This window comes from Evansella cellulosilytica DSM 2522 (assembly GCF_000177235.2).
GTDB lineage: Bacteria > Bacillota > Bacilli > Bacillales > Salisediminibacteriaceae > Evansella > Evansella cellulosilytica.
The window spans coordinates 1421136-1438962 of the sequence record NC_014829.1 but is presented as its reverse complement, the minus strand read 5'-3'; the positions used below and the strand labels follow the sequence as shown (position 1 = coordinate 1438962).

The window sequence follows — 17827 nt, the reverse complement described above, 5'->3', positions numbered from 1 at the left end:
CAACTTAGCCGGACTCTTTAACCGATAATTCCCACTCTTCATCTGTTGGTGGTGATGTCCGTTTTACTTTAAATGACAGGATTAATGCCACTAAGGTTAATACTCCAATCATTCCGAAAGCAATAATCGCACCGAAAATATCAGGATTAATAATGTTTGGCGACCTGCCGGCCACTCTTTCAGCTGTTGTCATCGTTGTCACGAGCAACCCAGTTCCTATCGAAGCTGACATTTGCCTAATCGTATTCGTCACCGCTGATCCGTGCGGAATGAGCTTACGCGGAATTTGATTTAATCCTGCTGTATTCACAGGCATCATTACCATCGAAAAACCAAACATGCGGATCGCATACATCGTACTCAAATATACGAGTGACGTCGTAGTATCTATGAAGAGAAACGCAAAAGTCGATATCGTCATGATAATTAGTCCAGGAATCGCTAGCACTCGTGCACCAAGACGGTCAAAAATACGTCCCGTTATTGGTGCCATGAAGCCTGTTATTATTGCTCCGGGCAGTAATACCATTCCGGCTTCTACAGCAGTAAACCCTCTCATGTTGTACATGTAAAGAGGAATAAGAGTCTCTAGACCAATAAGACCCAAAAAGCCAATACTACAAATCACCGTGGAAAGTCTAAACATTTTTGCTTTGAACACTCTAAACTCGAGCATCGGGTGAGACATTCCAAGCTGTCTTTTCACGAAAAAATAAATTGTAATTACACCTAAGGCAAGGAAGATAATCGTCATCGGACTCCCCCAGCCGTTATTCCCTGCACTCGTAAAACCGTAAAGAAGCCCACCGAAACCGAAAGTAGATAGCATAATCGAAATTGGGTCGACTTTCGGATTTTTTAACTCCGTTACATTCCTCATGCTAAAAAAAGCGACAATGAGCATGATCACGGCTAGAGGAATAATCCCCATAAACATGTAGCGCCACTCATAATTCGTTGTTACCCAACCAGATAATACAGGACCAATAGCTGGCGCAAATGAGATGACGAGACCAATATACCCCATCGCAGCTCCACGCCGTTCTACCGGAAAAATTAATAAAAACACCGTTTGCATTAACGGAATCATCACACCAGCACCGATAGATTGTATAATTCGCGCTAATAAAAGAACCGGAAAGTTTGTAGCTACCGCTGCAAGAACAGTCCCCAATGTAAAAACTCCCATCGCTGTCATGAAAAGCTGACGTGTCGTAAACTTTTCAATCAGAAACGCGGAAATCGGTACCATAATTCCCATCACAAGCATAAACACTGTCGTTAACCATTGTGCTGTATTCTCTGTAATATTCATTTCAGCCATAAGCGGAGGAATAGCAGTAATCATTAACGTCTGATTTAAAACAGCGATAAAAGAGCCAGTAAGTAATAACCCTGCAATCAGCACCTTACTATAATTTTCATTATTATTCATAAAAAAACTCCTAAATTAGTAATCTATAAAACAAGAAAACAAGTAGCAATGGAGAAAATGATAAATAGAAGACATTCGAAGAAATAATGTAAAAATGACATCATTTTATTCAATGAAAACTAATAGTAAATTATACTCCTTGAAACAAAACTAATCAAATATGTAGGGTAACAAGGCTAAAAGGGCTAGAAGGGACGGTTCTTGTTTGCCAATTTCTTGTATATAAAACACAAACTTAAGGTAACAATCTATAGAATTAAAAGACCGTTAACGTTACGTACGCTAACGGTTATATGTTTAAGTTTCTGTAGGAGTTGGTTTTCGGCAAACAAGAACCGTCCCCATCATCCTCTATTCCAGTTTTAAACATTCACTTAACTTAGTTAAAACCATCGATATAGAAGCATGATCTGAAGGATCTGAATCGACATGCTCCCAAAGCACCTCACCTGTTGTGTCCAATAACCACGTGCCCCCTAGCTGGTACACGTCTTGTTTCATCATCGCTTGCCTAACAATCTTCATTTGTTCCTTTTCCTTTGGGAATATCTCCCTAAACCTCCCTGAAAAGAGATAATTCGATATGAGTTTCGTCGATTTACCTATAGAAACTCGTTTAAGACGAAGTCCCTTATAAGAATGACGATTTGGATCTCCAAAAATTTGAAATGGGTAAGGGCCAAACACATGTAGAAAGTCTCTAATGTGCTGCGAACCCGCAGGTATAACAGCAACGATGTCGACTCCCATATTCTGAACATCCGCTTTATGCTCACGCAACTGCGCGAGAAAATCTCTACAAATTGGTCAACCAGTATGCCTCAATAACACTAATAAGATTGGTTTCTCTGCATGCAAATCAGATAAAGATACGTGTTCATTCTCTTTTTCAGTTTCAAAAAAATAGTTCATTGTTAGAAACCTCCTTCCAACATAAATTTTTTCAATGGCAGCTTGTCTGGGTTCATAATTAAATATATTTCCTTAATCGTTTCCTTGCATATATAAAAACTAACAACACTATGCAACTTACCGTTTAAAAAAAATACAATAGCAGGCTGATAATTCACTTCTCTAATGAATACCGATACTTTTTCTGTTGTTTGATTCATCACTCCCTTTATGAAAGATAACACACGGTTTCGAGATATAATTGGGCGCACAGCTGCCTTCACTTTCCCACCACCATCTGAGTAAAGCGTTACTTCCTCAGAAAGAAGTCCCAATAGCTCCTCAATATTTTCTGATTGAAAGGCCGAAATGAAACGTTGGACCATTGTTTTATTCCGCTCAAAATCTAAACTTTCTTTTTCTACTGCAGAAAGCTTTTTTTTCGCGCGTCTATATAACTGCCTGCAATAATCTTCTCGCTTATCTACAAAACTAGCAATTTCCGCATAAGAGAAACGAAACGCCTCTCTTAACAAAAGAACTGCCCGTTCATGAGGCACTAAGTTTTCCATCATTCGTAGATAACTAATACTCAATCCTTCTTTTTCAATGAGCATTTCTGCTGGATCCATATCTCCTCCTTCCCCTGTTACGAGTGGTTCTGGCAACCATGGACCAATGTATTGTTCCCGTTTATATTGCGCTGATTTTATAATATCGAGACAGCGATTTGTCATCATCTTACAAAGATAAGCTTTTTTGTTTTCAACACCATCCCCGTCCATTTCATACCCACGTAAAAAAACTTCTTGAACGGCATCTTCTGCATCTTTCACGGAGCCTAGAAGTCGATAACCTATAGAAAATAGCAATGGCTGCAATTTTTTGTATTCTTCATTACTAAATTTCATATTACCTCCTCCCTTTCCTTTGAACGATTTCCATTGCTGCTCTTTTCCCACTTCTAATTGCACCTTCTGATAAGATCCAATCAGCGGAAGCCCAATCTCCTGCAAGGAACAATCCAGGTATACCAGTGGATTCTAGCTTCTTTTCATCTCCTATCTTTGGCAAACGCTGATTTACAATGAGCTGCGGTAAGAAACGGCTATTAACCTTATATTCCTGCCAACCAGGCTGAATTTTATCTAAAAAACTTTCTAGCTCACTTTTAATCTCTTTGCTATTTATATTCACATCAGGAGATAAATATTTTAAAACGTGAATGATATGATTACCTTGATCAGAAAGCCTAGCTGAGGCGGAATGGACTGAGAAGTAAAGAGCATCCTCTATTCCCATGGAAAATATCTGTTTAGGATGAGGGAGATTCGTTAGAGCAACATCTAACGTTGCTGCCGTTACAGGCATAACACGATCATAGAAGGTATTCTTTTTAGTAGGAGCTTGCTTCAGCAAAGTATTTAGTTTGTTAGGTTCAGCAGTGTAGATCATATTTTCTCCCTGAATTTCTTTACCATCTGCCAACAAAATATGAAAACCAGCCTGCATCCCTCGGAAATTAATTTCTGTGACTGTTGCTGTCGTTTGTATCTGGACACCTAAAAGAACAGCCTGCTGATGGAGTTGATCTATGATCGTTTGCCATCCTCCATCTAAATAAAGGGTCCCTTTCATAGCGAGCTTCATTTGAGCTACAATCACTTTTGCAGCTGTATCGCTTGGTGCGTGACAGTAAGTGGCCAACCTGCCTAAAGTATAAAGTAATGACCTTACACTTTCAGATGAGGCCGTTTGCTCAACCCATTGTTGGAAGTTTATTTTCTCTAATTCTATAGGGATATCTCTATTAATTTTTAACAGGCAATTAATCCATTCAAAACGCTCATGCCAATTTAATAGTTTCGTATTCAGTATACTGATAGGGGAAAACGGAGCATCATAAAACTGATCATTATTTACAAGAGTGCAACGTCTACTTGGTGATTTCCCAACGAGCTTTACTTTCAACTCCTCAAGAATCTCTCTTCCCTGTCCTTTACTATAAAAAGCATGTGGACCTATATTAAAAAAATTCTGTTTGATCTTAACCGTTCTTGCCCTTCCCCCAACTTGAGAAGACTTCTCTAATAGTAGAACAGACACTCCTTTCCTCCCTAAGTAATTTGCAGCAACATAGCCAGCAAGACCTCCCCCAACAATGACAACGTCCCATTTCTTAATCATAAAACTTACCTCCTTATACTGATTCATCAATATGACGAGGTAAAGAAGCTTTCTGTGACAAAATGCAAAGATTTAATTAAACTTCAGGCAAAAGGGGACGGTTCTTAGTTGCCAAGTCCATTATAAAAATGCAAAGGTTCGCTTTCATCCAATATAAACATCTATGTAATAAGTCTCGAGGCTTTTAGGTCAATAGGTTTGCGATTGCATGAGCGGTGATCCGGCAAACAAGGTCCGTCCCCATTAGCCTTTTCGATAGTGGTACATCGCCTCAAGCATCAAGATGATGAAGGAGATTCCTATCGATATAACAAGGCTATTTATTTGACTTATACCAATGAAGATCCCAATGAAAAAGAATACAAATGTACGGAAAAGCATAACAAGAATGTGTGAAACAACGTTTTTCCTTGTCATAATGTGTACTACTTTTTCTATGAGACTATCAAGTGTAAATAAGTAGATTAATATAAAAATAGTAACCTTAATCAGTTGATTCATGCTTAAATCTAAGGAAAACACCATATCTACAATGTTGGCGGAGCCTAGTATCGCAAATAGAATAATAACAATTACGGAGGTTGGAGCTAAGGAAAGAATGCCTGAAACGATGAACAAAAGAAACAGATTCATCTTTCTTTCTTCTTGCTCTCTTTTATTTTGACAGTGTATAAATGCAACAATGAGGAGAAAAATTATAGTATATACGGCTACGACTGTTAAGATTATTGTCTTCATATTAATCACTTCCAGAAAAATGGCGGTGACGTTTTTGTTTATCACCTTTTTTTATTATAAATTAGCTTTCAAAAAACAGTAAGGGGGCGTGAGGCCTAGATTCTATTATAGAACCATCCAAAAAGCAGCACTATAAATACGAATTTTAGGTTTTGATTGAGATCCCCCTCGCTCAATTCCCTCGCTCATTATCTATAGGAAGTTGGACCGAGAAGACGGCAAACAAGGTCCGTCCCCATTAGCCGTTTTAGTTTTTCATTGCGTCTTGTTTTTTATCGATGTATAGTGTGCCATCTTGCTGTACTTCCGCATAAAAAACGTCAGAAATGGAAGTCACACCTGCTTGATAAAGTTGCGATGTTAGCCACGCTCGATTGAGGTTTAACCGTGACAGATTTTTTGTATTGACGACCCCATCGGATATGACTTCGGTCGGAATAGGATATACCTTCATTATTTTCTGGGGAATATTCATATCACCCTTTGTAAGGAGTTGTTCCTCTTCTTTTTTCATAACCGATATTTTGCCGCTTGTTTCAAAAATAGCGTAGTCTACATCTTTTACAGAAAAAACATTTTTTTGCCTGAGCATCGAAAGCAAATTATCAATATCTAATTTCGTTGCCCGTAACGACTTCTCCATTATTTTACCGTCTTTGATCACAATGATCGGTTCTCCCTCTAGTAGCCTTCGTGATTTTTTAAATTTAATATTAATATATTCCACTGCAAGAGAAAAAGCACTCCACCCAACCAATGCAATCATACCGTTTATAATTGATGTGTCCTGATCAACGACAAGGTTGGCGGCAATGGAACCAATCGCAATAGCTGACACAAAATTAAAGAAAGTCATCTGGCTCACTTCTTGTCTTCCAAGCATCCTCATTAAAGTAAACAATACAGCAAACGTTATAAACGTCCTTAATAGCAGATCTAATATATCCATCTTATACTCTCCTTTGAGTAAAGCTCATAAGCTACTAAGGATTATTGCCACTTCCATCTACATCAATACTTCATCGAACGATCCCTATTCAACAGCTTTATCACTACATCTTTATTTTTATTGAAAACGAAAGTTATTAATGTTAACCATCCCGCTAGTCTCTCGGATCAATGACAAGCTCTACACGCCTGTTGCGCTCTCGACCTTCCTCATCTTCGTTTGAAGCAATTGGAGCTGTTTCTCCAAAAGCCTTTACTCGAAATTCTATATGATCGAGTGATTCACCACTATTACGCACAAAATTGTAGACAGATTCCGCACGCTCCTCTGACAAAATGTAATTATAGTCTGGATCCCCTTCATTGTCTGTATGTCCACGAATTTCAATGATAGTCCCGTCTTTTAAGGAATCTAATGCTGGCAACACCTCTTTTATGACTTCCTTCGCTTCCTCCTTTAAGCTACTTTGATCAAAATCGAATAAAATATCATCCGGAAAAGTGAGCATCGTTTCCCCGTCATCTTTCGTAATGAAAACCTCTTCTGGCACTGACAATTCAGGAGGTTCCAAAAAAAGCTTTGCCTCAATTCTAGCCCTTACATTATCTGTTGCTTCAATAACAATATCACCTGTTATATGCTCAAAGTCTTCTCCGTAAACATCCTCGCTTAATGTCGGTAGTTCCGACTGTATCGTTGGACCAGCCTCCACAATGACAAAGCTCTCCTCTGTAATTGTTGTATACGGAATGACAACACTAAATCGACCATCCTTCCTCACTGTTGTAAAATAAGGGTGCATATGCTCTGCCATGCCTACAAAGGATGATGGAACATGGCGCCAGTAATTCGTACGTAACCTTGTTCCTTCTACTAAATTTGATCTCCCATCCACATACACATAGCGATGGTCCGTTGTTAAGTCCGCTTCAATCCATACCTCTGTATCTCCATAATCTTCAGGAGGATCAAATAAGTCTGGGGACGTCAGTGCATATTGTGTTGTATCTTCCTGAAGATAGATGATCGCCTCTATTTGCACATTTTTTACAACCTCTCTTCTAATGGAAGATTCGGTCCTTACAATATGCGCCCCTTCCATCCTTTCACCATTTTCACCATAGTGTTCAAGTATGTCGTCTCTAAGTCGATCCCCTGGAACAATTACATACAAACGAAAAACATCGACATCAGGACGATCCACTTCAAAGTGAAATGATCCATCCTCTTTGACCTCATCAACCGTTCTTAGTCTACTTAAAGCTATACTATGTGAAATTTCATTTAATGTATTGGCTTCGAGGTGTATCTCCGTGCCTGGGAGGAGATTACTATTCCCCTCAACAATAATGACATCATCTTCAAGATGTGCCTTAGCAGACATATCAATGACAAAGTCACCAGAACGTTGTTGCTCCTCCCCACCTAACGAATCATTTTCGTCGACCGCTTCCTCTTGTTTCTCCTTCTCATCGTTTTTCTCTTCATCAACGTCTAAGTTCTCCAGTTGACCCTCATCTTCATCGGACAATCCTTCGGTGTTATCACTACAAGCAAGTGACATGATGGCAAAAAAGCATAACAAGAAAGTAAGCGTTACCACCCTCACTTTCTATCCCCCCTTTTCAAAGCTTTTTTCGTATAAAACTATATTTTAATTTATCATAATTTTACAAAACATCCTATTAATTGGTAAAAAAGAGATTAATATTTTTTCATATGGAAGAATATATCCGCGTTTGATATAGCAAAGACAACAACCACACTTCCTCTTTCATACATACGAAAAAATTGATGGTATAGCTTCACCACCAATTTTTATAAAATATGTTTGATGATACTTAATCGTCATCGTTGTAAAATGTTAGCTAAAACTTGGTCATATGCATGGTAAACATTGGTTGGATCTGGATCCTGTCCCTTTCTTTTCGGTATTTTAAAATGCGATAAATCAAAATGATGCTTTGGCTTTACGTCATGTCTAGCAAGCACATTTTTGCAGCACGCTAAAGGACAACCATCAATTGCAATGATGTCACGGCCTGATTTAGCAGTATCAACTAACGGCTTCACATCACCACCAACCCCTGCAATGCATGACATCTCTGCAATACTTTCCCTATCCATTTTTATTGCTACCGAATTGGCAGTTTGCGCTGCGGAAGAACAACCTGAACACGAATAAACAATAGGCAAATCTTTTTTTCTCACGAGTATCCCCCCGAATAATATTCTATTAATTCAAACAATTATATAGAAAAAGGAGATATACTACAGTGATATTCGTCACCAACTGATTTTTCAAAATTTATTACTTGTTTAAAATTGGGTTTAAAAAGCTTTCGAAAGTCCTGGCATTAACTATGCCACGCAATGTTATCAGGTTGTCTCAATAGATCGATTTTTTTTACCTTTTGAGTCAACCTCCCTACTAATTTTATTCTCTATTAATAAGCAGCTCATCTATCCATCATCATTGTCATAAATTCCGCTCGAGGAGTATTGAACTTGTCCTTCTTTACAAAACCTAGTTTTTCATATAAATGAATAGCTCTTTTATTAAACGTTGCAACGGACAACCTTAATGCCATTCCCTCAAAATTCTCATTTATATTTTTGATGATATAGGTACAAAAATCAAATCCATATCCCTTTCCGACATAGTCGGGGTGCATACCAAGACCTATATCTACACAATCTTCGCGATACACACCATATTGATGTCCTATTGGTATTTGCGCTGTTTGACCAATACAAAAAAAGCCAATCAAATCAAGGGCACTGAAAAAGTGGCGTTCTTTCACTTTTTCAGTGGGCCCAACCAAATCACCATTATCAGTTGTTATCGCCTTATAAGAACCATCGAGCAGCTCATTTAATGCTTCTTCACTAACTTCATTATTATAAAAATCATAAGGCTTTTCATATTTCCAACTTAAAATCTGTTTAGCCATTTTATCATCTAGATTTTCAATGAAAAAGTTCATCATTACCCCTCATTTCCTAGTTAGAGAAAAGTATTTATCTTTCAATCCATATCGCCTTAGTATATGCAATTTTCAGCCCAGCTCGTTCCATGTTGTTTTGACTAGTCGATCCGAACTTTGCATGTCCTGCAATTAAATCACAATGCTGTTTGTACGCTTGAAGGATGCGTTGCTTAATCAGGTCACTCTGAATGCCTTTATTCCTTAAACCAGGTATCGTTGCCGCAGCAGCTAAAGTTGCTACTCCATGATCAATGTGTAAGACACCGATTCCTGCAGGCTCACCATCATAGCTTGCGAGATAAAACATCCAATTTTTATGATTACAAAGCACTTCATTATTTTGTGCAACGGCATTTTTCAAGAATTGTGGCATTTGAAAACTATTAATATAAATATCTGCAAAAATATCAAACTCGTGTCTTTCTAACTTGCGAATCGTTATTTTTTCTTTTAACTCCTTATTATTTTGGCGGAAATTCAAAATTGGAGCATAAAGCGTTGAATGAAAGTCATGATGATAAAAGCCAGCATCACTAAGATAGCTAAGGAGTTTTGTAGAGGTATGTGCTGGTGTTAATTCAAAGCGTACAGGGATCTCTTTTTTCTTGTAAAAATCTATTACCTTTTCTACTTGATCTTCATCACCAGCTTTTAAACCTTTTACCGTATTATAAGACGGACCAGGAATGTTTTTCACCGAAAACGCTGTTGCATTCCCGAAATGTTGAATGTCAACTTCCATCGGATTGCCATCCATTTTCTGCATTTCTGTCAATCTTGATTTAACAGTATCAATTTCTGCATTTTCCAACCTCTCGGCTAATTCTTGATTCACAACTAAACTAATCGTAATCTCCCCCTCCATAATGGCAAGAATGGCAAGAAGGGACGGTTCTCGTTTGCAAGGTTCACATAACAGACTTGGTTATTTTAAAAATTGGCAAACGAGAACGGGTCCGGAACCAGTGAAAAAGTACTTATCCTTTAAGTATAGGCTAATAAATATAAGGTTATTTGAATATAGAAGTTGATGAGATCTGTGCAAACTCGCTTTCCGCGGGCGGCTGGTGAGCCTCCTTGATGCTTTGCATCTAACGTAGTCTCACCCCTGCCTTTTCTCCCTCAGGAACGAGCGTCGCTTCGTCGCTAATGCTTCGAGTTGTCTCGACGGATACGCTTCAAAGCATATGCTCGTAGAGGAAGAGACACTTACCTCGCTTGCTCCGGTCTCATCAACCTTTTCTATAATTAGATATATTGAATATTAATACAATAAAATATCAAGATTTCTACTTTTTCAGCAGTCTCGAACGGGTCCCCCTTATCCTTAACATTAGTTAATCAATATGCTCGTGCAAACCAAACTGTGTGTTTTGCTTCATTTCCACAATTAATGCAAGTATGTTTTGTTTGCGGTGGGTTGAATGGTATGTTACGTGTTGTAAATTTTGTTTTATCTTTTACGTTTGTTTCACAAGCATCGTCTCCACACCACCCGGCTAATACCCATCCAGGAATGTGACCCTTTTTCTCAGCATCTGCTAAATGTTGATTTAATTGGTCTATTGTATCCAAGTGTGTATGGGAATTTTCTGCTAGAAAAGCTTTTGCTTTTTCAAATAGACGCGTTTGCATTGTATTCAATTCTTTTTCAATGGATTCCACAACCGTGTCTAAAGATACGACTAATTTTTCTCTTTCATCACGGGCCTTCATCATCACTTGATTACCTTCTAAATCACGTGGTCCAAGTTCAATACGGACTGGAACACCTTTTAACTCCCATTCATTGAATTTATAACCTGGTGATTGGTCAGAATCATCAAGTCGTACTCGAATTCCTTTCACTTTTAGAGCGACAAATATTTCATCCAACTTATCAATTATTGCTGGGTTCTTCTTCCATGGACCAACTGGAATCAACACCACTTGAGTCGGCGCAATTCTTGGAGGTAAAACAAGTCCTTGTTCGTCACCATGCACCATAATAACCGAACCGATTAAACGTGTCGATGTTCCCCAAGAGGTCGTATGCACATTTTCATGTTTATTTTCTCTAGTTAAATATTTTATATCGAATGCTTCCGCAAATTTTGTACCAAGGTAGTGCGATGTCCCTGCTTGCACAGCTTTTCCATCTTTCATCATCGCTTCAATGGAATAAGTATCCACCGCACCAGCAAAGCGCTCAGATGGTGTTTTTTCCCCATCATAGACTGGAATGGCTAGTAATCCTTCTACGACTTCTTTATAAATATTAAGCATTTGCATTGTTTCCTTACGTGCATCTTCTTCATCCACATGAGCAGTGTGACCTTCTTGCCATAAAAACTCAGACGTACGAATGAAAGGAAGAGTTTTCTTTTCCCAACGGAATACATTTGCCCATTGATTAATTAAAACAGGAAGGTCCCGATAACTTTTAATCCACTTTGAATACAAATGTCCAATCATTGTTTCTGAAGTTGGACGGAGTGCTAAACGTTCTTCTAGCTTTTCTCCTGCAGCTTCCGTTACCCAAGGAAGCTCTGGTGAGAATCCTTCAATATGATCTTTTTCCTTTTGGAAGAAAGTCTCTGGTATTAGCATCGGAAAGTAAGCATTGCGGTGACCAGTTTCTTTAAAGCGGCTATCCATCTCCTCTTTAATATGTTCCCATAATTCATAGCCATCCGGCTTAAATGCAATACAACCGCGGACTGGCGTGTAATCCAATAAATCTGCTTTTTGAATCGTATCAATATACCATTTTGAAAAATCTTCTCTTTTTTGAGACATGAAGGCGGATCCTCCCTTAATAATTGAGTTAATGATGATAAGAAAAACAAAAAACGAGATTGGTGAAACTCGTTTTTTGTTTTTTCTTAGAAGTGGTGTAGAAATGATGCCACCTCTCTTTAAAGTAGTAGTGAGTGATGTCCTGCTACGCATGGTATCATTTCCACAGCAAACTTATTAAAAAAAGCATAAAGAGTCCAAAAAGGACGTCTTTATGCTAATAGACGTGGTACCACCTTAGTTCGACATAAAAAATACTATGTCCTCTAAACGTTTGTAACGAAACTACTCGGTTAGTTTTAACTAACATCTCTGTGGTAGGGTTCAATAAGAAGAGGTGATATAGCTCTCAGCAAACGCTATATTTTCTGTCTCACAATTCTTATTTACTTGGTCACTTCATTGATTAATGTGTATTTATTTATAAATGAATATATCAGATTGTTAAGTGAATCTCAACAACTATAGAAAAAACAGTGACATGAAGAATTAATTCATTTGATTTGCTTAGTGTTCGTGCATTTCGAAAACTGTCCCGTAGATAATAGGAGTATGTCTTGTACCATGAAACATATCAGCCATTGGTTATTAAAAAATTGGCGAACGAGAACCGTCCCTCTTATCCAATTAATCTAAACGAAGACACATCCACATTAAATTTTATAGCAGCTTCTTTTAAAACATACTTATCCATCAGTAGCCTCCTTTCCAGTCAATTGAAAAGAAATCAGTTTGATCTTTACCAGTTTTTTATTCATAGGGGGTAAATAAGGAGTCAGTATGTACACACACTTGTCAAATTTTCTCATCGAAACCTTTATCATTCTAAGAAAAAATCGACTTTAACTTTCTCCCAACAAAATGAGAAGGTACTGGCGATTTCTGTAATTCTCTTGCCCAAACAGAGAGTTGGCCAACGTGGTGAATTTCATGTGCAATGATGTGATGTAATATTTCATCAGCAGTATATTGCTCTTCGTCCCATGCTACGCTCACAACTTCCCCCTTCATTTCTTCAAGATTATTAATCAAAAAATCTGTTAGTTCATTCCGAAATCTATCAGACAGAGACATAACCCTTTCAAGTGTATCGTAATCAGCAAACTCAAAAACGATATCTTCTTTACCTTGTATCCCTCGCACCCAACTGTATTCAACATCAATAATGTGAAAAAGGGTATATAATATACTTCCAACTCCGCCAGTTCGGTCTTTTAACAGCTCTTCATTTGAAAGTTGTTTACACCAATCGAACCATTCGTCTCTCACTTGCCAGTTATACTCAAAAAAGTGTATCAAAAGAATCCCCCTCATATTTTGGACTTTTAACAATAAGTAAGAATTTGAACTCTCATTAACTAGTTCATTATAAAGAGTATGTTGTACAACTCCAATGCTTTGAACCCGTCCTCTTTTTTCCTTTCAAACCTTTTTTCCGTAATTCTTTGGCAACTAACATATTAAAAAATCCATGTCCCACTAAAGCTACCTTTTGATGTTCTTCTGCATATTCAATTAATTTTTGTGAGGCTTTTTTCGCTCTTAACTTCGCATTACTCAAAGACTCGCATTCGTTAGAATAACCTAAAAACCATAATAATCTTAAGATGATAGCCCAATTCGTTGGACGTAATTTCACACCAAATTTTTTAAAGGCAGTAGGTAACTCAGCCTCTCGAAATAGAGATTCTGATATGAGTATTGCTTCGGGACTTAATAATTTGGCTGAATGAACAGCTCTATTCATGTCGCTAGTAATAATTTTTTTTGCACTTTTTACTTTACTTACTGTATCGGAGGGGTATGTTGACTCTACACACACACCATTACAATCATATTTTTCTACCCATTTTTTAAATTCCAAGCAAGTTATTTTATCATTTTCATTAAGTTGTGATTTTCCATGTCTTATCAATGATATTTCCATACCTCAACTCCGTTCGTGGAACTACTACCTGTTATTACACACTCGCTTAGTTTTCTTAAGCTTAAAAAAACGAATAGATTACTCCCTTTTTTAATAATTAATCTCATAATTCGTGCAAATTATTTCATATAACCTTCTACTAGTTCATAGCATCTTTCTTCTGTAAGATTTGCCAACACAGAAACATATTCTAAATGTTCCTGCGTTCCCCCCTTATATATTTCCGATGCTTCTAATGCACGATCATCTCTATATTTTATCCAGCTCCGTTGTTTTTCTCTTAATTGGTCCATTTCTTCTACTGTCAATTGTTCCTGTATAACTCCATAAATTTCATTCAGCAATTGATCCCAAATATCCCATCTAGTATTTTCAACTTCTTTTAAAGCGTATGTTGAGGAGTCAACTGCTTCTAATTCTTCTGTTTCTTTTCTCGTATCATCTAATTTATTCATATATTTTTCCTTCATATTTACTTCAGTAATGTTATGAGATGGATCATCAGGCAAATTACTTGAAGTCGCTGTATCTTCTTTATTATTCGTTTCATTACTTTCTGTATCATTGTTCTGGGTTTTATTGATGTCATGGTTACTCTCTGTGGAACCTTCATGAGAATCAGCATCATTTCTGTCTTCTGTTTCTTGCTTATTTTGTGACTCATTCTCCAACATAACACTTGATTCGTTTGATGAGTTTGCACATGCTGCTAATAGTAATAGTGAAGTAATGCTCGCCATAAAAATCTTTTTATTATTTGTCATAAATAATCCGCCTCTCGATGATGTAAATCTCCTATGCTGATTTGTTGAAAAAACAGCCTAATCGTATTTTGCTATTTTTACTTATATAAAGTCATTTACTTCTATATTAAAAAATCAATAAAAATAGTTTAATACCCTTTTAGTTACAATAAAATTTACAAAATACTTGTATTCATAACCTCTATAAAGTTTTCTTCTACTATTTCTCTCTTCCGATCTACTAGAATAGATTGAAACGATTTAAATAATTCCTGTATTTCCTTTTCTGTATTAATTAGTGCAATGCCTTTATCATATTCTTCCTCACTTCTATATTTAGTGATCTCGATCCACTTTGTAGTATCTGATCTACTTTGTAAATAGGTTGTTTCAGAATCAATAAACTTCCTGTAAATTTCACGCGCTTTTTCTTGTATCCGAAAATACTCTTCTGTTTTATCTCTTTTAATATGATAAATGTAAATTTTAACAAACATCTTCTCACACTCCACTTCGCTAGTGTCTCCGATTTTCCAATACAGATATTTAAATTTCTAAAATCTGCTTTGGATATTCCTCTCTAAAGTTTTGGGCTATGGTGACACTCTCCATACTCTATCTGTTAACATTGACAAATCATCAGAACGTTCCCATCCGGGTCGCGAAAATTAAACCATTGTCCATGTTCTATATCTGTTAATATCTCGACATTCTTTTTCTTACATTCTTCATAGGCCATTTGAATATTCTTCGTATTAAAATGAAATAGAGGTGCTTCCCCTTGATGCCGCTTCGAATAAATCTTACTGTCCAAAACTAGATTTGAGCTTGGAATGACATAAAGATGACCAAATTGAATGTCTATATTCTCCTCGATCCCGAGTAAATCATTATACCAATCCTTCGCTTTCTCAATATCTTTAACCGCTAAAAATACTGCACCAATTTCTCTCTCAATAAATGACATAGTATCACTCCAAAAATGACTAATTTTAACTTTTGACTCTACGTACGGTTTGCCTAGATTAAACAAATCCTTTGAAATCACTTATTTATTACTGACGTTAAATCAGTTAAAATTGTTGCAGATATACCTCGTTATTTCGGAATTATTGCTAGAATTTTGTTAATTGCTAAACTTATGCTAATACTACACTATTTATTTAGTGATTTAATATTGTTCAATCCTTAATCAACTGATGTCTCAATATAATCGATGATTAGCCCTATAATAAAAAACGTTAATGGAAGTTTAATTCAAATTATACTTTTTATAAACAGCGAAAATTCAGAATGTTTTCTGTATAAAAAAAAGAGCGCAACACTGCAACTCATATTTATACTCATATATCTGAGAATACAACTACATCAATCTTCAAAAGAATAATCTCTTTCAACTTTACAAACTCGAACACTATAATTTTTGTACCATTCTGCTTTCCCCTTTTCTTGCGCTACCTTATGAGCTGAATTTTCTTTCCATCTCTTAATATCATCTAACGTTTCCCAATATGAAACAGTAATACCTAACTGACTGTCTCTTGCACTCTCAATCCCTAAAAACCCTTGTTCTTTTGAAGCTAACTCCTCCATTACTTTTGCCATTTCCCCATAACCATTGTCACCTTTAGTTCTCTGTGAAGTAAATATAACTGCATAATATGGTGATTGCTTTTCCCCTTTACCGTTCATTTATAAAATCCCCCTTTTATTACTCTTTACTTTATGCATGAAACTGAACATACGCACTTGTTTTTCTTCGATCATAGTAGACTGGCGACTCCCCATCTTACCTTCACTCACTTTTTCTTTTGCTCATGGGCAGATGGCGACTCACTTTTCCTTATCCTCCCCATCTTCTATTAATTGAGCAATAGCCTTACATTTTTAAATGGCCCAGATGTAATGATTGGTAGTGTTTGCTGCGAAATAGCTGTATAGATTACTTGTTTTAGTCCAACGGTAGTATTTTTTTGTCATGATTTCTTCATTGGTATGTGATTTAATTAGATCCATTACTCTTTCATGACTTAGCTTCAATTTATTTATAGCTTGATTTAATTTCACATCTTGATAGTCTTCCCATATTTTCATATTAAGCAGTTTGATAGTACGCCATTTATAACCGGGTGCTGGCATATGAGGAGAGTCTCCATGCATGCCTTCTCTATACCATCTCTCTAGCATTGCATGCCATTCATACAAATGCATAAGTACATCACGAAAATTTTTATCTCTTTCCTTCGTTTCGATAGAAGTTCCTCTTTTTCTGCTAGGAATCTCTTCTACTATCCTAAGTAATGAAGTAAAGTTTTTTTCACTATCCAATAACAGTATTTCTTTTTCACTATTAACATTCATGAAATATCCACCTTTTTCTACCAGACTTCTTAATGCAGTGTATCCGATTATATGAAAAACCGTTTTTTCCCTAGTTAAAGAAAGAAAATTATATATTCCGTTCTTTCCCTCTTCTAAAATACTCAGAGAAATAGACAAATCCAGTAATAACTAATACTGCCAGTGCTATACCGTAGAATGTAGCTTTAAAAGTATAAGTAAGCCATGCTAAACTACTTATTAGCGCCGAACCTAAAATACATGATAATAAAATTATTAGTAATAGTTTATTTTTCATTAAATTTCCTCCATTTAATATGCCCATTACCCGTTTACACATATTAGCTTTTTTGTAGACTCCCTTTTAGTTTAACACTATTTGCCAATTTTTGGACAAAAAAAGAGAGTCGCAACATGGCAACCCTTCATTCTATTTACGTCAATTTAGTTTAACTACACATATATATTATTCCATCAAAAGCTACTTAAATAACTGCTCCTCTTTTTCAGTAAATTCTGAGAGAAACGGAGAAAATACTAGCGTAATAAGTAGGATGGCTACACCATAGAGAAGTGCTCCTATAGCTGAATAACTATAAATAAAGTGAATGCCGACAATGGTAAGCATGGTGAGAAATAGTGTTAGTACTTGCGTTTGCCGTTGTTTTCTTCTCGTGACGTGTTGATGCTCACGACAGCTAGGACATTCAATCTTCCTGAATTTAAATAGTAGCTCTTTCCATTTAAATCGATACTGACAGCTCCAGCAAGAAGGCAGTCTCATAAAATAAACCTCCTCCAATTCAACAAGTTATGTACATACATTTTAACATGAACCCACAAGTTTAC

20 protein-coding genes and 1 other annotated feature are annotated in these 17827 nt (G+C 36.7%); all 20 genes read right to left on the bottom strand.

All coding sequences use genetic code 11. The features are described 5' to 3' along the window. Nucleotides 1-4: 4 nt before the first annotated feature. Complete coding sequence (locus BCELL_RS06475; RefSeq protein WP_013487879.1) at nt 5-1435, bottom strand: MDR family MFS transporter; 1431 nt, start codon at nt 1433-1435, stop codon at nt 5-7. 351 nt (nt 1436-1786) lie between these two features. Further along, the gene (locus tag BCELL_RS06470) at nt 1787-2215 is read right to left on the bottom strand and encodes a peroxiredoxin-like family protein (RefSeq protein ID WP_280966593.1); all 429 of its coding nucleotides are present in this window, start codon (nt 2213-2215) and stop codon (nt 1787-1789) included. 134 nt (nt 2216-2349) lie between these two features. Next, nucleotides 2350-3237, bottom strand: a complete 888-nt coding sequence (locus BCELL_RS06465) for an RNA polymerase sigma-70 factor (protein WP_013487877.1) — start codon at nt 3235-3237, stop codon at nt 2350-2352. A 1-nt stretch (nt 3238) separates the two neighbouring features. Further along, nucleotides 3239-4513 (bottom strand): phytoene desaturase family protein, encoded by a 1275-nt coding sequence (locus tag BCELL_RS06460; RefSeq protein WP_013487876.1) that lies wholly within the window; start codon nt 4511-4513, stop codon nt 3239-3241. A gap of 243 nt (nt 4514-4756) precedes the next feature. After that, complete coding sequence (locus tag BCELL_RS06455) at nt 4757-5251, bottom strand: hypothetical protein (protein WP_013487875.1); 495 nt, start codon at nt 5249-5251, stop codon at nt 4757-4759. Between the two features lie 247 nt (nt 5252-5498). Then, nucleotides 5499-6200 (bottom strand): DUF421 domain-containing protein, encoded by a 702-nt coding sequence (locus BCELL_RS06450; protein WP_013487874.1) that lies wholly within the window; start codon nt 6198-6200, stop codon nt 5499-5501. A gap of 154 nt (nt 6201-6354) precedes the next feature. Beyond that, complete coding sequence (locus BCELL_RS21535; RefSeq protein ID WP_013487873.1) at nt 6355-7809, bottom strand: OmpA family protein; 1455 nt, start codon at nt 7807-7809, stop codon at nt 6355-6357. A 239-nt stretch (nt 7810-8048) separates the two neighbouring features. After that, nucleotides 8049-8411, bottom strand: coding sequence for a putative zinc-binding protein (locus BCELL_RS06440; RefSeq protein WP_013487872.1), 363 nt, complete (start codon nt 8409-8411; stop codon nt 8049-8051). 248 nt (nt 8412-8659) lie between these two features. Next, nucleotides 8660-9187, bottom strand: coding sequence for a GNAT family N-acetyltransferase (locus BCELL_RS06435; protein WP_013487871.1), 528 nt, complete (start codon nt 9185-9187; stop codon nt 8660-8662). Between the two features lie 34 nt (nt 9188-9221). After that, on the bottom strand, nt 9222-10037 hold the full coding sequence (locus BCELL_RS06430; RefSeq protein ID WP_041808685.1) for a GNAT family N-acetyltransferase: 816 nt from the start codon (nt 10035-10037) through the stop codon (nt 9222-9224). 494 nt (nt 10038-10531) lie between these two features. Further along, nucleotides 10532-11968 (bottom strand): proline--tRNA ligase, encoded by a 1437-nt coding sequence (proS, locus tag BCELL_RS06425; RefSeq protein WP_013487869.1) that lies wholly within the window; start codon nt 11966-11968, stop codon nt 10532-10534. A gap of 199 nt (nt 11969-12167) precedes the next feature. Continuing rightward, nucleotides 12168-12380: a binding site (T-box leader), on the bottom strand. 413 nt (nt 12381-12793) lie between these two features. Beyond that, nucleotides 12794-13267 carry a DinB family protein gene (locus tag BCELL_RS06415; protein WP_013487868.1) on the bottom strand — a complete coding sequence of 158 codons (474 nt, stop codon included), beginning with the start codon at nt 13265-13267 and terminating at the stop codon, nt 12794-12796. A 67-nt stretch (nt 13268-13334) separates the two neighbouring features. After that, nucleotides 13335-13895, bottom strand: coding sequence for a histidine phosphatase family protein (locus BCELL_RS06410; RefSeq protein WP_013487867.1), 561 nt, complete (start codon nt 13893-13895; stop codon nt 13335-13337). Nucleotides 13896-14014: 119 nt separating this feature from the next. Further along, nucleotides 14015-14659, bottom strand: coding sequence for a lysozyme inhibitor LprI family protein (locus BCELL_RS06405; protein WP_013487866.1), 645 nt, complete (start codon nt 14657-14659; stop codon nt 14015-14017). A gap of 155 nt (nt 14660-14814) precedes the next feature. After that, the gene (locus BCELL_RS06400) at nt 14815-15135 is read right to left on the bottom strand and encodes a hypothetical protein (protein WP_013487865.1); all 321 of its coding nucleotides are present in this window, start codon (nt 15133-15135) and stop codon (nt 14815-14817) included. A 125-nt stretch (nt 15136-15260) separates the two neighbouring features. After that, a complete protein-coding gene (locus BCELL_RS06395) occupies nt 15261-15605 on the bottom strand; it encodes a VOC family protein (RefSeq protein WP_013487864.1) in 345 nt (114 codons plus the stop codon). A 401-nt stretch (nt 15606-16006) separates the two neighbouring features. Then, nucleotides 16007-16330: an antibiotic biosynthesis monooxygenase family protein gene (locus tag BCELL_RS06390; protein WP_013487863.1), complete on the bottom strand. Its 324-nt coding sequence runs from the start codon at nt 16328-16330 to the stop codon at nt 16007-16009. A 195-nt stretch (nt 16331-16525) separates the two neighbouring features. Next, nucleotides 16526-16999: a ClbS/DfsB family four-helix bundle protein gene (locus BCELL_RS06385; RefSeq protein WP_013487862.1), complete on the bottom strand. Its 474-nt coding sequence runs from the start codon at nt 16997-16999 to the stop codon at nt 16526-16528. A gap of 88 nt (nt 17000-17087) precedes the next feature. Next, a complete protein-coding gene (locus tag BCELL_RS06380) occupies nt 17088-17276 on the bottom strand; it encodes a hypothetical protein (protein ID WP_013487861.1) in 189 nt (62 codons plus the stop codon). 183 nt (nt 17277-17459) lie between these two features. Further along, nucleotides 17460-17762, bottom strand: coding sequence for a TIGR04104 family putative zinc finger protein (locus BCELL_RS06375; protein ID WP_013487860.1), 303 nt, complete (start codon nt 17760-17762; stop codon nt 17460-17462). Nucleotides 17763-17827 lie beyond the last annotated feature (65 nt).

Bases quoted from the DNA above. Each gene is read 5' to 3' on its own strand.
- BCELL_RS06475 (WP_013487879.1), bottom strand. From the start codon at position 1,435: ATGAATAATAATGAAAATTATAGTAAGGTGCTGATTGCAGGGTTATTA.
- BCELL_RS06465 (WP_013487877.1), bottom strand. From the start codon at position 3,237: ATGAAATTTAGTAATGAAGAATACAAAAAATTGCAGCCATTGCTATTT.
- BCELL_RS06460 (WP_013487876.1), bottom strand. From the start codon at position 4,513: ATGATTAAGAAATGGGACGTTGTCATTGTTGGGGGAGGTCTTGCTGGC.
- BCELL_RS06455 (WP_013487875.1), bottom strand. From the start codon at position 5,251: ATGAAGACAATAATCTTAACAGTCGTAGCCGTATATACTATAATTTTT.
- BCELL_RS06450 (WP_013487874.1), bottom strand. From the start codon at position 6,200: ATGGATATATTAGATCTGCTATTAAGGACGTTTATAACGTTTGCTGTA.
- BCELL_RS06435 (WP_013487871.1), bottom strand. From the start codon at position 9,187: ATGAACTTTTTCATTGAAAATCTAGATGATAAAATGGCTAAACAGATT.
- proS (WP_013487869.1), bottom strand. From the start codon at position 11,968: ATGTCTCAAAAAAGAGAAGATTTTTCAAAATGGTATATTGATACGATT.
- BCELL_RS06410 (WP_013487867.1), bottom strand. From the start codon at position 13,895: ATGGAAATATCATTGATAAGACATGGAAAATCACAACTTAATGAAAAT.
- BCELL_RS06405 (WP_013487866.1), bottom strand. From the start codon at position 14,659: ATGACAAATAATAAAAAGATTTTTATGGCGAGCATTACTTCACTATTA.
- BCELL_RS06400 (WP_013487865.1), bottom strand. From the start codon at position 15,135: ATGTTTGTTAAAATTTACATTTATCATATTAAAAGAGATAAAACAGAA.
- BCELL_RS06395 (WP_013487864.1), bottom strand. From the start codon at position 15,605: ATGTCATTTATTGAGAGAGAAATTGGTGCAGTATTTTTAGCGGTTAAA.
- BCELL_RS06390 (WP_013487863.1), bottom strand. From the start codon at position 16,330: ATGAACGGTAAAGGGGAAAAGCAATCACCATATTATGCAGTTATATTT.
- BCELL_RS06385 (WP_013487862.1), bottom strand. From the start codon at position 16,999: ATGAATGTTAATAGTGAAAAAGAAATACTGTTATTGGATAGTGAAAAA.
- BCELL_RS06380 (WP_013487861.1), bottom strand. From the start codon at position 17,276: ATGAAAAATAAACTATTACTAATAATTTTATTATCATGTATTTTAGGT.
- BCELL_RS06375 (WP_013487860.1), bottom strand. From the start codon at position 17,762: ATGAGACTGCCTTCTTGCTGGAGCTGTCAGTATCGATTTAAATGGAAA.